Origin of the sequence: Bacteroides coprosuis (assembly GCF_020741705.1) — a bacterium.
GTDB classification, from domain to species: Bacteria; Bacteroidota; Bacteroidia; order Bacteroidales; family Bacteroidaceae; genus Bacteroides_E; species Bacteroides_E coprosuis.
The window spans coordinates 1-13,895 of sequence record NZ_DYYK01000157.1 but is presented as its reverse complement, the minus strand read 5'-3'; the positions used below and the strand labels follow the sequence as shown (position 1 = coordinate 13,895).

Below are 13,895 nucleotides of genomic sequence, written 5' to 3'. Positions count from 1 at the left end.
TGTAGCTTCTTTATCTTCTGTTGCAAAACTTCCTTTTGAAGATGCAAATGATGGTATCTCATATACGTTCGCAATTACTCCTAATACTTTAGGTCAGAATGCAGATGAGAAAAAAGAAAATCTAGTAAACTTGATGGATGGATACTTTAACCAAACAGGACAACACCTTAATGTTAACGTATTCGATCGTGATTTGCTGATTGACGCTATGGAGCATCCCGAAAATTATCCACAGCTTACTATCCGTGTTTCAGGATATGCAGTAAACTTTGTGAAACTAACGAGAGAACAACAACTTGATGTAATCAATAGAACGATTACGACTAAGTTCTAAGGTTCAGTACGTTGAAATAAATTAAAAGAAATAGTCGAGTTCATTATTGTAACTCGGCTATTTCTTGTTTTAAAATAGGAGAGAAGATGGTAAAAGGTTTAATACATTCGTTTGAGTCCTTTGGGACAAAAGATGGTCCAGGTATTCGGTTTGTTCTGTTTTTACAGGGTTGTCCTTTGCGTTGCCTTTTTTGTCATAACCCCGATACTTGGCTAGGTAAAGACTATAAAATGGAGCTAACTGTAGATGAGGCTTTTGCTGAAATACAGAAGGTAAAGGGTTTTATTAAAAAGGGAGGAGTTACTATTTCGGGCGGGGAACCGCTCATTCAGCCCGACTTTATTTACGAGCTATTTGAGAAATGCAAAGAAGCTGGTATTCATACTGCAGTAGATACATCGGGTTTTATACAAACAAAACGTGTAAAAGAAGTATTGGAGTTAACCGATTTAGTTCTACTAGATGTAAAGCATATTGATCCTGATAAATACAAGGCATTAACGAGTAAACCTCTTCAACCAACTCTCGACTTTTTAAATTATCTTGATGAGATCAATAAATCGGTGTGGATAAGATATGTACTGATTCCTGGTTATACAGATGCTGAAGATGATCTTCATAACTGGTGTAAGGAGATGGTGAAGCATAAAAATATCCAGCGTATTGATTTATTACCTTTTCATCAGATGGGACAGCATAAATGGGAACAGATGGGACTTCAATATAAGCTAAAAGATATTGTTCCTCCCACTAATGAGCAGATTAGTAAAGCTGAAGAAATCATTCTTAGTTACAATTTGCCTTTAGCCCTAAGAGCATAACTCTGTGAAGTGTTATAAAACTCCTATATAAAGGAGTATTTATTTAGTTAGTTTTTGGCTCTTGCCAAGCGTGTTAGGTTAAAAGAGTTCTGTCGGTTGAAGCCTTACTTTGAGTAAACTTCAATTGGCAATCTCTTTTTCATAAAAAGAGGGAATATATACTATCCCCTCTTAATAATCAGCTATGAAATTCCTGATAAACTCCTAGAGATGGAGTTCTATCTTATTTGCTTTTCCCTTGATTAGCTACCGATTCCATTAGCTTTTTAATTTCTTCAGGATCTCCTAAGAAATAATCTTTGGTTAGCTTCAAATCATCATCAAATTCAAAAACATAAGGTACAGCTGTAGGTAGATTTAATTCGGAAATAGCTTCATCTGAAATACCTTTTAAATGCTTGATAATACCTCTCAAACTATTTCCATGAGCTGCTACAAGTATCTGATCGTACTTTTTAAGAGCTGGATAAATTTCACACTCCCAATAAGGCATAATACGTTCAATCGTTTCTTTTAATGACTCTGTAAGTGGAAGATAATCAGAAGGTACATCTTGATATCTAGGATCTATAAACGGACTTCTATCATCATTTTTCTCTAGTGCTGCTGGAGCAATATCATAACTTCTTCTCCAGATATGTACCTGCTCGTCACCATACTTAACTGCTGTTTCCGATTTATTCAAACCTTGTAATGCACCATAATGCTTCTCGTTGAGCCTCCATGATTTCTCTACTGGTATCCAGTCTTGATCCATCACATCGAGAGTTACATTTAATGTTTTTATGGCTCTCTTTAGGTAGGAAGTATAGGCTTTATCGAAATGGAAATTGGCTTCTTTCAGCAATTTACCAGCTTTTTTAGCTTCTTCCACTCCTTGTTCGGATAGATCTACATTCATCCATCCTGTAAATTTATTTTCTTTATTCCATGTACTTTGTCCATGGCGTAACAAAACTATCTTTTTCATTCTCTAATTTATTAAATTATTTGGCAGTGATTACAATTTGCACGTCCATGTTGTCTTCAATAATTTTATCCTTTAAATCTTTAAAAATATTTTTAGAACCATAGTTGACACCCCATTGGGTACGGTCAATGGCAAAAGTATCTGTCACTGCTGTGTAAATATCGTTTTCCAGAGTAATCGTAGCATTAAATGTGATATTCTTAGTTTCTTCCTTCATCTTTAGGTTACCTTCAATCTGATAGTAATTATCAGATAATAGGGTAGTACTTGTGATTTGGAATGATGCTTCAGGATACTTTTCAACATCAAAGAAGTCGGCACTCTTGAGATGATTTACGAGCATATCGTTCAATTTACCATCTGTTAAGTCTTTATCTACAATAGAGTTCATATCAATGATAAAAGTACCTGATAGAAGTTGGTCTTTGTCTATTGATAAATTACCCGATGTAAGTGATAAAACACCATGATGGCTACCACCAACTTTATGACCCGCCCAGTTTATTACAGATGTAGCTGGATCTATACGAAGAGTTTGTTGGGTAGCTGTTGCAACTTCTTTGGCATCAGTTGCTTCGATCGGTTTTTGTTTATTTCCCGACCCACAAGCAGCTAAACCTAAAGCTGCAACTAATACGAATAAGGGTTTTTGTTTCATAAAATTACTCTTAATTGGATTCTTTCTATATAACAATCAACTCATTTTATTTGTTGAGTGTAAGTATAAAAAAGAAAGACTTATCAGCAAGAATCTCTATTCTTTACTAAAAAGAAAAAATTGTATAGGTTGTTTTTATATTTGAAGAGAATTGTATAATAATACGTATCAGAAAGGTGACTTTTTACGGTCTTAGTCATAATTGCACTATATCAGGGTTAAAATGATGACATGTCGGTGTCATGATGAAACGATGTCGGTGTCAGAATATGTTTCTGATTTTAGAATAACTGATGTGAATGAATATTTATAATTTAGGCTTATAAATATACCATTAAGCGATAAATAAAAAGCTCCGTTTCAAAGGTTGAAATGGAGCTTTTTATTGAATCATTTTGTGTATTATGAATTCAGTATATATTTTATTCTAGGGTGTGGTGTTTTTTTATTTTCTCTCACGTGGAATAGAGTAAGGAGTAAGGTTTGCTCATCAATCACATCTATTGTAGAGTATTTTTCAATTTGCTGAGCAGTCAGTTTATTTTGGGTTAGGAAGCTTTCATCATGAATGATTTTTTGTACTAGCTGTTTTTTCTCTTTCTTACTCATCTTATCTTGCCAAAAACCATGAGGACGTAAGGTGTAATTATCATAATAATCATCTCGTAGAAGAGGAAAAATATCAATACCTTTGGTTGTTAAGAATTCTTGCAATACAGCAAATAAGTCTTCCAATTGGTACCCAAAACGAGGGAAATTCTTTGCTGAATAGAAATTGTAAAGTTCTTCAAAGAATTCAAAGTATCTATTTGGATAGAAGTTTTCAAAAACAAAAGTGAGTGAGCGATCAAATCTGCCACTATTCCAATATCTGTCTAAGGCTTCTTCTGCATTATGAATTAGCGTAATCTCTTCGGCAGAGATAGAATCATTGTATTCTATTTCATAAGGAGGTAGCTCGTCATACTTATAGCCGTACTTAGCTGCATTTCTGCGTAGGTTTGTACCTCTCAACATCTTCAGAAAGCCAAGTTGAACTTCTTTAGCTCCTAAAGCAAAAACATCATTAAAAGATTTTTTGAAGCGTTCGTAAGTTTCAAAAGGCAATCCTGCAATGAGATCAAGGTGTAAGTCTATTTTCCCACCCTCCATTAGTAACTTGATGTTTTTGGATAAAAGATCAAAATCCTGTCGGCGTTTTACTTCCAGATTGGTTGGCTCGTAGGTAGATTGAATTCCTATCTCAAAGCGGAAATAATCTTTGGGTAGATTATTGTTTAAGAAAGCAATCTTCTCATCATCAAGTAAATCAGCATAGATTTCAAACTGACAGCTTAGATTGGGACGATAGTTTTCTATTAGGAAATTGAATACATTGTAGGTATGTGTTTTATTCAAGTTGAATGTTCTATCCAAAAACTTGATTAGCTTGGCATCACTTTGAATAAGGTAGGAGAGGTTATCATAAATATACTCTTTGGGGAAGTATCGAACTCCCTTTTCTAAGGAAGAAAGACAGTATTGGCATTGGTAGGGGCAGCCCCGTGAGGTTTCTAAATAAACTACTCTATTGATAAGAGCCTCCTTATCTTCCTCTAGTTGATAAGGAGAATCTAGTAATATCAACTTTTCAATATCTGCCTGTACTATTGTTCGACTGATGTGTCCGATATAAGATACTCCAGGAATATCAACCTCTCTAATACCCTGCTGTAGGGCCTCAAATAGCTGACCCGATACAAACTCTCCCTCACCACTTATTACATAATCGATCTCCCAGTTCTCTAAGAAGAACTCAGGTTCGTAGGTTACTTCTGGTCCACCTACAAAGATGATAAGCTCGGGCTTTTTCTCTTTTAGGAGTTGTATAAGAGTTTGAGTTTGCCTTACATTCCAGATAGAAACGCTCAAGCCTAGCACGTCACAATCGGTTTCGATAAGTTGTTGTGCTACAGAGTTGATATTTTCTTTAATGACAAATTCAATATATGAAACATTAAATTTATCTTTATTAGCAACATAGAGCCATCTTAGGGCTAAGGAGGTATGTATATATTTTGCGTTGAGAGTAGATAGAACAAATTTCATGCTGCAAAAGTATACATTTAATAGTAAAAAGTCTACATTAGTAGGGCCGAATAATTAAGGTAAAAATATGGAATTAGAAAAAGTTTACCATTTCTTGACAGAAGTGGAGAAAAATAATAATAGAGATTGGTTTGCAGAAAATAAGGGTATGTATGAAGAAGCTCAATCTGTTTTTGAAGACTTTGTACAATTGGTAATCAATAGGATAGCTATATTTGATCCCGCTGTGATGGTAGTAGAACCCAAAGATTGTACATTTCGCATCTATCGAGATATACGTTTTTCTCCTAATAAACTTCCTTATAAAACCCATATGGGTGCGTATATTAATGTAAAAGGTCGTAAGTCTGATTATTGTGGCTATTACGTACACCTTCAGCCCGGTAAATCGTTCTTGGGAGGAGGTAGTATTGGTCTGCCTACCAAAAGACTAACTCGAATAAGAGAACAGATCATGGAACGTATAGATGAATACATAGATATCGTAGAAGACCCTAAGTTTAAGAAGTACTTTCCTATTATTGGTATGGATTTCTTGAAGACCGCCCCAAAAGGATTCTCAAAAGATTACAAGTATATTGATTATCTGCGTTGTAAGGAGTATATTTGTTCATACGATGTTACCGATGATTTCTTTTTAAACCCTTCTTGTTTAGATGAAATAGGAGAGGTTTTTCAGCAAAATAAGCGTTTTGCAGACTTTATTAACTCGGCATTAGGATATTAAAACTCTAGATAAATGAAAAAACAAACCCTTCCAATTATACAGAATGACCCATGGTTAAAACCATACGAGAGTGCAATTGTGGGTAGGCACGAAGCAGTGCTATCCAAGGAAAAAGATTTAACAAATGATGGAGCATTTTCATTAAGTGATTTTGCTACAGGCTATCTCTATTTTGGGCTGCATCAAACTAAAGAGGGGTGGGTAATAAGAGAGTGGGCTCCCAATGCTACCTCTCTCTTTTTAATAGGAACCTTTTCGTTTTGGACAGAACAATCGGAATATCAGTTTCAGAGAAAAGAAAATGGAGTATGGGAGTTGAATATTCCTCAGGGAGTATTGGTGCATGGAGAAATCTATAAATTAAAAGTTTATTGGAATGGGGGGAGTGGAGAGCGTATTCCCGCTTGGGCAACAAGAGTAGTGCAAGATCCTTCAACCAATATATTTTCGGCTCAGGTATGGAGTCCTGAACAGCCCTATAAATTCAAACATAAAAACTTTGTACCCCAACGAGATCCATTGTTAATCTATGAGTGCCACATTGGTATGGCACAAGAAGAAGAAAAAGTGGGTACGTATAAAGAATTTCAAGAAAACGTTCTACCTCGAATCGTTGATGCTGGCTACAATTGTATTCAGATTATGGCTATTCAAGAACATCCTTATTATGGTAGTTTTGGATATCATGTATCTAGCTTCTTTGCTGCATCATCTCGCTTTGGTACTCCCGAAGAGTTGAAAGAACTGATAGATACGGCTCACGGAATGGGTGTTTCGGTTATTATGGATTTAGTTCATTCTCATGCTGCAAAAAATGAAGTAGAAGGATTGGGGAATTTTGCAGGAGATCCTAATCAGTATTTTTATGCTGGTGAAAGACGAGAACACAAACAATGGGATTCATTGTGTTTTGACTATGGCAAGAATGAAGTGCTTCATTTCTTACTATCCAATTGTAAATACTGGTTGGAAGAGTATAACTTTGACGGATTCCGATTTGATGGCGTAACCTCTATGTTGTACTATAGCCACGGAATGGGTGAATCATTCACAAATTATAGCGATTATTATAATGGATACCAAGATGATAATGCCATCGTGTACTTAACCTTAGCCAATGAATTAATACATGATGTAAAAAAGAAGGCCTTTACTGTTGCTGAAGAAGTCTCGGGTATGCCTGGACTAGCTCTTCCCTTCAAGAGTGGAGGGTATGGTTTTGATTATCGTATGGCAATGAACATTCCTGATTATTGGATTAAGTTGATAAAAGATCATATTGATGAAGATTGGAAGCCTTCTTCCATGTTCTGGGAAGTTACAAATCGAAGAAAAGACGAGAAAACAATCTCTTATGCCGAAAGTCATGATCAGGCTTTGGTAGGAGACAAAACGATTATATTTAGATTAATAGATTCTGATATGTATTGGCATATGCAGAAGGGAGATGAAAACTATCGTGTGAATAGAGGATTGGCTCTTCATAAGATGATTCGCTTACTTACTGCATCCACTATGAATGGAGGGTATTTAAACTTTATGGGGAATGAGTTTGGACACCCAGAGTGGATTGATTTTCCTCGAGAAGGGAATGGATGGTCTCATAAATATGCCCGTCGTCAATGGAGTTTGGTAGATAATAAGAACTTAAATTTTCACCATTTAGCTGATTTTGGAAAAGCAATGCTTGCTCTATTTGCTGAGCGACCAAAGTTTCAAGATTTAGAGACAGAAGAAATATGGCATAATGATGGTGATCAGATTTTAGCTTATCAAAGAGGTGATTTGCTTTTTGTCTTTAACTTCAATCCAGTACAATCTTTTACAGATTATGGTTTCTTGGTAGAACCTGGTAAATATAAGGTGGTACTAAATACGGATAGTAAAAGCCTAGGAGGGTTTGGCTTTTCAGATGACAATATAGATCACTTCACTCATGGCGATCCTCTTTACAAAAAAGAAAATAAAGAGTGGTTAAAGTTGTATATACCTGCTCGCTCGGCTGTAGTATTAAAGAGAAGTAAGTAATCTTATTGTTTTAATCTTAAATACGAATGACATGAAGTTTAAGTTTTTATTGGTAAGCTGCTTTTTATTAGTAGCTACGATGCTTTTTGCCCAGACAGGATATCAAAAATCAACCATACCTAGTTTGCCCAATGAAAAATGGTGGGGTGGATTAGTTGCTTTAGGTTCACAGATGCCCTTTGCCTCCGATACAGAGAAGTACGACTTAGCTACGCAAAATTTCAATAATCAAGTAGTGCCTTTGTTTGTTTCTTCGCAAGGTCGATATATTTGGAGTAACCATCCTTTTACTTTCCAATTCAAAAGTGATACTCTATTAATAGAGTCTTCTTATGAAAAAATAGAACCAGTTGAGGCAGGCACAACTCTTAAAGAGGCTTATCTGAAAGCTAGTCAAAAGCATTTTCCTGCGTCAGAAGTACTTCCAGATGCCCTTTTCTTTTCTAAGCCACAATACAATACTTGGATTGAACTCATGTACAATCAAAATCAGAAAGATGTATTAGAATATGCCAATCAGATAATTGCAAATAAGTTTCCTACAGGAATATTAATGATAGATGATAATTGGCAGAAATATTATGGCAACTTCGATTTTAAACCCGAGAAATTTCCTACCCCAAAGAAGATGATTGAAGAGTTACATGCTAAGGACTTCAAAGTAATGCTTTGGGTTTGTCCTTTTGTATCTCCAGACAGTCCAGAATTTAGAGAGCTATCAGCTAAGGACCTCTTGATAAAAGAGAAGGGCAGCGGTAACCCTGCACTTATTCATTGGTGGAATGGCTTCAGTGCTTGTTATGATATGACAAATTCAGAGGCGGTGAAACATATCAAGAGTCAGCTAGATAAACTTTGTGCAGAATATGGTATCGATGGTTTCAAGTTTGATGCTGGAGATGTTGCCTATATGACAGGTGATTATGAGTTTTATGACCCTAAAGCAACCCCAACTATCTTTTCACAAAAATGGGCAGAGTTAGGATTGCAATACTCTTTTAATGAGCTGAGAACTTCATGGCAATTGGGTGGCCAAGCTTTGGTTCAACGTTTAGGGGACAAGGATTATTCGTGGCAAGCTTCTAGCTTACTCATCCCCGATATGATTACAGCAGGATTGTTAGGATATCCCTATACTTGTCCAGATATGATAGGTGGAGGTCAGTTTGGTTCTTTTCTTAATATAGACTCAGATAGTTTTGACCAAGAGTTGATTGTTCGCTCGTGTCAACTTCATGCTTTGATGCCGATGATGCAGTTTTCTGTAGCACCCTGGAGGATATTAGATGCTGATCATTTAGCTATTTGTGCTGAGTTTGCTCATCTTCATGAGCAGTTTGGTGTGTATATCTTAGAAACCGCCAAACAATCTGCTCAGACCGGAGAACCTATTTTGCGTAATATGGAATATACCTATCCTCATGAAGGTTTCATTGACTGTAAAGATCAGTTTATGCTAGGTGATAAATATTTGGTTGCACCGATGATTCATAAAGGCGATGAGCGAAGCGTAAAGCTTCCTAAAGGAGTCTGGAAAGATGATTTAGGGAAAGTGTTTAAAGGCCCCAAAATGATTAAAACAAGAGTCCCTATTAATCGCTTACCTTATTATACTAAGTTGAAGTGAAAATAAATAAAGGCCAAAGATGATCAGAATCTTTGGCCTTTCTATTTTATAGGAATAGAATGTTATGGGGTTCTTTATAAATGAGTAGAAATTCCCTCTTCAATCCATTGTAACTTTTCTCTGCGAGTTTTTTTGCGGATGGCATAGTTGTTCTTCCAGTTCTCTGCTGTAACATAGCCTCTTTTATGCTCTAGGTGGACGCATATAGCTGAATAGCGAATCTGTTTGCTCTTAATACCAAGATTGAACAGACGTTCTCCCAACTCTCTATCTAATCCTCCATATTTCATTTTCTCATTGAATCCATTGATTTTTACAATATCTTCCTTCCATCCCGAAGAGTTGTGTCCATTCCAACTTGCATTGGCAGGAGTAATAGAATTAAGGAAGTTTTTGAGTTTAGGGTATTTAAGACTTAACTTTAAATCCTTGAAGAAGCGTCTAGGCTGTCCTAAAGATCTCATATAATCAATATCAAAACATCTTTGCGTTGAGATATCTTCTAATTGTATCTTGTGGGCCACATCCAATGTAGTGCGATACATACCACCAGATAAGAAGTATCCTTTTTCTGCGTATTTAGCATGCACCTCTAAAAAGTCTGCTCTAGGAATACAATCTCCATCTGTTAATAAGAGGTAGTTACCTTTACTTGCAATGATTGCCTTATTCAGAATTGTGCATTTCCTAAAACCCTCATCGGTATGCCAAATGTGTTGGATGGGGTATGATACAATCTTTTTATATCGCTCTATAAGTTTGATAGTTTCATCGCTTGAGCCATCATCTGCGATAACTACTTCAAAATCCTTGAAATTCTGGTGGTTATAGCCTACGAGAACCCTCTCAAGCCACGCAGGTTGATTATAGGTTGTAATTATAACCGAAATAAAAAATGGAGGTTGAACCATCTGTGTGTTGAATAATATGTCTATATATCAGGATTAAATAATTAATATCTTGGCATTATTTTGAATAAGAACAATGCAAATAAACTAATTAAGATTGCAAAGGTAACTAAAGCAATCAAAAAGAAAAAGCCAATCTTCACAAAACGTTTTGCACGGTGTGCATAAAAGTGGCTTGCTTCTTTATTTCCATATAAGAATAGCGGAGTTACTTTGGCAGCATAAAAGAGGGCTGCCAAGCCAAAAGGTGGTAGTATGAGGCTTAATAGTATCGCTTCCTGAAGCCATGTTTTTGGATATTTCTTTATTTGTTCCATATCTCTTTACTCCTTTATCCTAGAATAACTTAAAAAGGCTAGAAATCAATATTGGACGGAATATTAACCCTAGTATAATTCCTATAATAACAAATCTTTGCGCTTTTTTAGAATAATATTCTGCTTGAGACAAATCTCCCTTTAGGTAGTTATCATCTACTTTGGATGCATAATAGGTTGCAATAGCTCCAAATGGATAAGAAAAAACGAAGAAAGTAATGAGTGAGGAGAGTAGCCAAGATTTGGGTGGATTGAATCGGGTAGATCCAACTTTACCTGAAGGGTCTAATATCGATTTTAATTCAGAAACCTCAGATGCAGCTGTCCAGCTTGGTAAGCTTTTGTTCCATACCATCGTTTCTGGAGTTACTACTCCTTTGAGCTGCTCTATTGTAAAGGGCCCTTGGCGTTCATTATCATTAATTGCAATGTAATATTTCTCTTCCATACTGTATTGCAGTTTTCTTTTTTATAAAGAAACAACAAATTATTCTAAGTTTGTAATCTTTGTAAAGGAAAATCACGAAAAGCTTCTTATTTGTAAATAAGTTTTAATATTTTACTGCTATAAGGTTTCAATTGTGTGCGTATTGGTCGTTCTGGTGTAAATGTTATCACCTCTTTCTTTTGTGTCAATAATTCGATAGAATCAATTCTATTTTTAGGACTGAGCTTAAAATACTCAAAAGCATGGCTAGGTATATTGGTTTCTATATTTCGGGTTTCCGAATCGAAGTTGACAATAATAAAGAGTATTTCATTCTCATGTTTTCTGAGGAAAGCATATTGTTTGTCAGGATTGAAGTTATTAGATCTTGTATTGACATACATCAAATCAAAGAATAGTCCTTGTGTTATGGCTTGTTCTGTCTTTGCTATATTGAGTATCTTTTTATAAAACTCATAGAGGTTAATTTCTTTATCTGATAACTTTGTAAAGTTACACTTGCCTTTGTTATACCATCGTCTTATGGTATCTACCGACCAATAATCGAATATGCTAGTACGACCATCTAATCCACTAAATCCTTCTTGATTCATTCCTGACTCGCCAAACTCTTGTCCAAAGTAAATCATCATAGGGCAAGTATTCAGGCAGGCAGATATTGTCATTGCTGGAATAGCTTTATTGGGGTCTGCTGCAAAAAAAGAAGATGCTATACGTTGTTCATCGTGATTCTCTAAGAAGTTGAGCATACGAGTTTGGAGGTCATCTAAGCTTTGCCAATTTGATGTTATTTGTGATGCTGGAGCATGCCCTTGAATTATTGATTTTAGGGTGTCATACAGTCCCACTTTGTCGTATAGATAGTCAAACTGACCTCTATACAAGTATCTTTTATATTGATTTGGGTTATAAGCTTCTGCTATAAATAGGATATGAGGGTGGTTTTCTTTTACAATGGGGATAGCCCATTCCCAAAAGTCGACAGGAACCATTTCTACCATATCACAACGAAAGGCATCAATCCCTTTTTGCGCCCAAAACAGTAAGATGTCCTTCATCTTGAACCAGGTATCGGGTATGGGGTCAAAATGCTTAGCCATCGCATTTTGATAATCTACTCCATAGTTTAGTTTTATTGTTTCATACCAGTCGATGCGAGAAGGAGAAGCTGTAAACTGATCATTTCCGGTGGCTTTAGCTGGATATTCATGATATCTATCGAAGCCTTGAGCATTCAAATCGAAATGAGGATTGAATTCAGCTTGAGGAATATAATAGAAGTTATTATAGGGAGAGAATGAACGAGATGGATCATCTCTATCGCCTAGTCCTATTGTTCCTGGAGTTTGCTGATCAGAGTGATATTGTCTGGCTACATGATTGGGGACAAAGTCTATAATCACCTTTAGTCCATTCTTATGACTCCTTTTTATTAAGTCTTCAAATTCTGCCATACGTTCATTCACCTGAGTAGCTAGTGCTGGAGCAATATCATAATAATCTTTGATTGCATAAGGAGAACCAGCTTTGCCTTTTACAATAGCAGGGTGATCGGGTAATATACCAAATTCGCTAAAATCTGTTTGTGTAGCATGCTCAATTACTCCTGTGTACCATATATAATTGGCGCCAAGAGCTTGAATTTGTTGCAAGGCTTTGTCCGTAAAGTCATTTAACTTGCCGCAACCATTCTCTTGCAAGTCTCCATTTGGCGTTGGGTTTTTAACTTGATTCCCGAATAAACGAGGAAGGACTTGATAGATAATAATTTTTTCTTTTTGCATAATTGTAACTAGTATGAAGCCTTTGTTTGTTTATTTCCAAACTTTTCCCGACTCCTCTAAGCGGCCATGTAAAACGTCTATAGCAACGTTATAGCCTTGTGTAAATATCTCTTTCGCCTTATCCAACTCTGTATTGCTATAATCATGAAGATTGTAGGGCTCAATAAGAAGGTCTGCTTTTTTTCTATCATTCATCGTGTTTGCTTGAAACATAAAGTTGTAAGAACGAAAAGCAATTGCTAATATATTCTTTTTATACTCTTTTGCAATGAGAGGGTTAACATTTATTGCGACTACCTTTTCGCACTCTTTGCGAATGGTAGATACGGGTAGATTCATAAACAGCCCTCCATCTACATAAAAAGTATCCCCAATTTTTACGGGGGAGAATAATACGGGCATACAGCATGATGCAGCTACTCGTTCTGCCAAAGGACCTTGATTAAAATGAACCATTCTACCTTTATCTAAATCTGTAGCTGTAATAATAAAAGGTAGTTGAAGATCTTCTATGTTTTTTGCTTTTAAGTTACTTTCTAAAAAATCAATAAATTCCTGAAGATCAAACAATCCCATTTTAGGAATGATAAACTTGGTTAGATCAAAAAACTTATGTCCTGAAAAAAAATCTAATACCTTATACGGTTCATTACCATCTGCATAAAAAACTCCTGCTAAAGCACCTGCACTTACTCCCGAAATAATATCTGGACGAATATCGTGCTCCAAAAGTGCTTGCATAACTCCTAGGTGAGCGAATCCTTTGATAAAGCCACCACTAAGAGCATAGCCTATATTGTATTTTTTTTCATTTGCCATTTAGTACAATTTTACTCGATTTTTTGAATGTCACGAAATTAGTAAATAATCGGATTGGTTATTTTAATTTTAGTCTATTTTAATACTCCTCCAAATTTGTAGAAAAATAAACTTGGATTAAGATACTCAATTTTTACTTAGGTTTATTGGTTTTAGTTCACAGAAGTGACTTGTCATAATATATGACCACTTTAAAGGAGTGTTATTTGAAGAAAAGATTGATTAATCTCGTCCATTAGCTGTATGAAAGGTAAAGGTTTAAAAAAGTGCTTGGAGGAATTTTAAGCAAATGGACTATTTTGACACCGACATGATGATGACATGACACCGACATGTTACTATCTTAACCCTGATAAAGCATTGTTT

At 35.7% G+C, this 13,895-nt stretch carries 13 protein-coding genes; 5 read left to right on the top strand and 8 right to left on the bottom strand.

The window, feature by feature from the left end:
- Together K8V80_RS09505 and pflA are read left to right on the top strand one after the other, a co-directional pair.
- Window positions 1-334 (top strand): glycine radical domain-containing protein (locus tag K8V80_RS09505; RefSeq protein ID WP_276777382.1); only part of this gene is annotated, 334 nt, incomplete at its 5' end.
- Between the two features lie 86 nt (window positions 335-420).
- Complete coding sequence (gene pflA / locus K8V80_RS09500) at window positions 421-1,155, top strand: pyruvate formate-lyase-activating protein (RefSeq protein ID WP_276777379.1); 735 nt, start codon at window positions 421-423, stop codon at window positions 1,153-1,155.
- Between the two features lie 223 nt (window positions 1,156-1,378).
- Here the strand turns inward: pflA and gpmA are convergent, their stop codons facing one another.
- The 3 genes from gpmA to K8V80_RS09485 all read right to left on the bottom strand — a co-directional run bounded on the left by gpmA (window position 1,379) and on the right by K8V80_RS09485 (window position 4,871).
- Window positions 1,379-2,125: a 2,3-diphosphoglycerate-dependent phosphoglycerate mutase gene (gene gpmA, locus K8V80_RS09495; protein ID WP_276777376.1), complete on the bottom strand. Its 747-nt coding sequence runs from the start codon at window positions 2,123-2,125 to the stop codon at window positions 1,379-1,381.
- A gap of 16 nt (window positions 2,126-2,141) precedes the next feature.
- Complete coding sequence (locus K8V80_RS09490) at window positions 2,142-2,783, bottom strand: YceI family protein (RefSeq protein ID WP_006744740.1); 642 nt, start codon at window positions 2,781-2,783, stop codon at window positions 2,142-2,144.
- A gap of 402 nt (window positions 2,784-3,185) precedes the next feature.
- On the bottom strand, window positions 3,186-4,871 hold the full coding sequence (locus K8V80_RS09485; RefSeq protein ID WP_276777372.1) for a B12-binding domain-containing radical SAM protein: 1,686 nt from the start codon (window positions 4,869-4,871) through the stop codon (window positions 3,186-3,188).
- Between the two features lie 67 nt (window positions 4,872-4,938).
- Between K8V80_RS09485 and K8V80_RS09480 the strand changes: the two genes are divergently transcribed.
- Genes K8V80_RS09480 through K8V80_RS09470 form a run of 3 tightly spaced genes read left to right on the top strand, consistent with a single transcriptional unit; the run spans window position 4,939 to window position 9,253 of the window.
- A complete protein-coding gene (locus tag K8V80_RS09480) occupies window positions 4,939-5,598 on the top strand; it encodes a DUF2461 domain-containing protein (protein WP_006744742.1) in 660 nt (219 codons plus the stop codon).
- Between the two features lie 12 nt (window positions 5,599-5,610).
- Complete coding sequence (locus tag K8V80_RS09475) at window positions 5,611-7,626, top strand: alpha amylase C-terminal domain-containing protein (protein ID WP_006744743.1); 2,016 nt, start codon at window positions 5,611-5,613, stop codon at window positions 7,624-7,626.
- 31 nt (window positions 7,627-7,657) lie between these two features.
- A complete protein-coding gene (locus K8V80_RS09470; RefSeq protein ID WP_276777367.1) occupies window positions 7,658-9,253 on the top strand; it encodes a glycoside hydrolase family 31 protein in 1,596 nt (531 codons plus the stop codon).
- 74 nt (window positions 9,254-9,327) lie between these two features.
- Here K8V80_RS09470 and K8V80_RS09465 read toward each other — a convergent pair whose 3' ends face one another.
- From K8V80_RS09465 to K8V80_RS09445, 5 genes are all read right to left on the bottom strand, one after another.
- Window positions 9,328-10,164 (bottom strand): glycosyltransferase family 2 protein, encoded by an 837-nt coding sequence (locus tag K8V80_RS09465; RefSeq protein WP_006744745.1) that lies wholly within the window; start codon window positions 10,162-10,164, stop codon window positions 9,328-9,330.
- Window positions 10,165-10,205: 41 nt separating this feature from the next.
- Entirely contained in the window at window positions 10,206-10,478 is a 273-nt protein-coding gene (locus K8V80_RS09460) for a CD225/dispanin family protein (RefSeq protein ID WP_276777362.1), read from the bottom strand.
- Window positions 10,479-10,497: 19 nt separating this feature from the next.
- The gene (locus tag K8V80_RS09455; protein ID WP_006744747.1) at window positions 10,498-10,926 is read right to left on the bottom strand and encodes a CD225/dispanin family protein; all 429 of its coding nucleotides are present in this window, start codon (window positions 10,924-10,926) and stop codon (window positions 10,498-10,500) included.
- 86 nt (window positions 10,927-11,012) lie between these two features.
- Window positions 11,013-12,713: an alpha-amylase family protein gene (locus tag K8V80_RS09450; RefSeq protein ID WP_157450714.1), complete on the bottom strand. Its 1,701-nt coding sequence runs from the start codon at window positions 12,711-12,713 to the stop codon at window positions 11,013-11,015.
- Window positions 12,714-12,740: 27 nt separating this feature from the next.
- A complete protein-coding gene (locus K8V80_RS09445) occupies window positions 12,741-13,529 on the bottom strand; it encodes a patatin-like phospholipase family protein (protein ID WP_006744749.1) in 789 nt (262 codons plus the stop codon).
- Window positions 13,530-13,895 lie beyond the last annotated feature (366 nt).

Bases quoted from the DNA above. Each gene is read 5' to 3' on its own strand.
- K8V80_RS09445 (WP_006744749.1), bottom strand. From the start codon at position 13,529: ATGGCAAATGAAAAAAAATACAATATAGGCTATGCTCTTAGTGGTGGC.
- K8V80_RS09475 (WP_006744743.1), top strand. From the start codon at position 5,611: ATGAAAAAACAAACCCTTCCAATTATACAGAATGACCCATGGTTAAAA.
- pflA (WP_276777379.1), top strand. From the start codon at position 421: ATGGTAAAAGGTTTAATACATTCGTTTGAGTCCTTTGGGACAAAAGAT.
- K8V80_RS09455 (WP_006744747.1), bottom strand. From the start codon at position 10,926: ATGGAAGAGAAATATTACATTGCAATTAATGATAATGAACGCCAAGGG.
- gpmA (WP_276777376.1), bottom strand. From the start codon at position 2,125: ATGAAAAAGATAGTTTTGTTACGCCATGGACAAAGTACATGGAATAAA.
- K8V80_RS09470 (WP_276777367.1), top strand. From the start codon at position 7,658: ATGAAGTTTAAGTTTTTATTGGTAAGCTGCTTTTTATTAGTAGCTACG.
- K8V80_RS09485 (WP_276777372.1), bottom strand. From the start codon at position 4,871: ATGAAATTTGTTCTATCTACTCTCAACGCAAAATATATACATACCTCC.
- K8V80_RS09490 (WP_006744740.1), bottom strand. From the start codon at position 2,783: ATGAAACAAAAACCCTTATTCGTATTAGTTGCAGCTTTAGGTTTAGCT.
- K8V80_RS09460 (WP_276777362.1), bottom strand. From the start codon at position 10,478: ATGGAACAAATAAAGAAATATCCAAAAACATGGCTTCAGGAAGCGATA.
- K8V80_RS09465 (WP_006744745.1), bottom strand. From the start codon at position 10,164: ATGGTTCAACCTCCATTTTTTATTTCGGTTATAATTACAACCTATAAT.
- K8V80_RS09480 (WP_006744742.1), top strand. From the start codon at position 4,939: ATGGAATTAGAAAAAGTTTACCATTTCTTGACAGAAGTGGAGAAAAAT.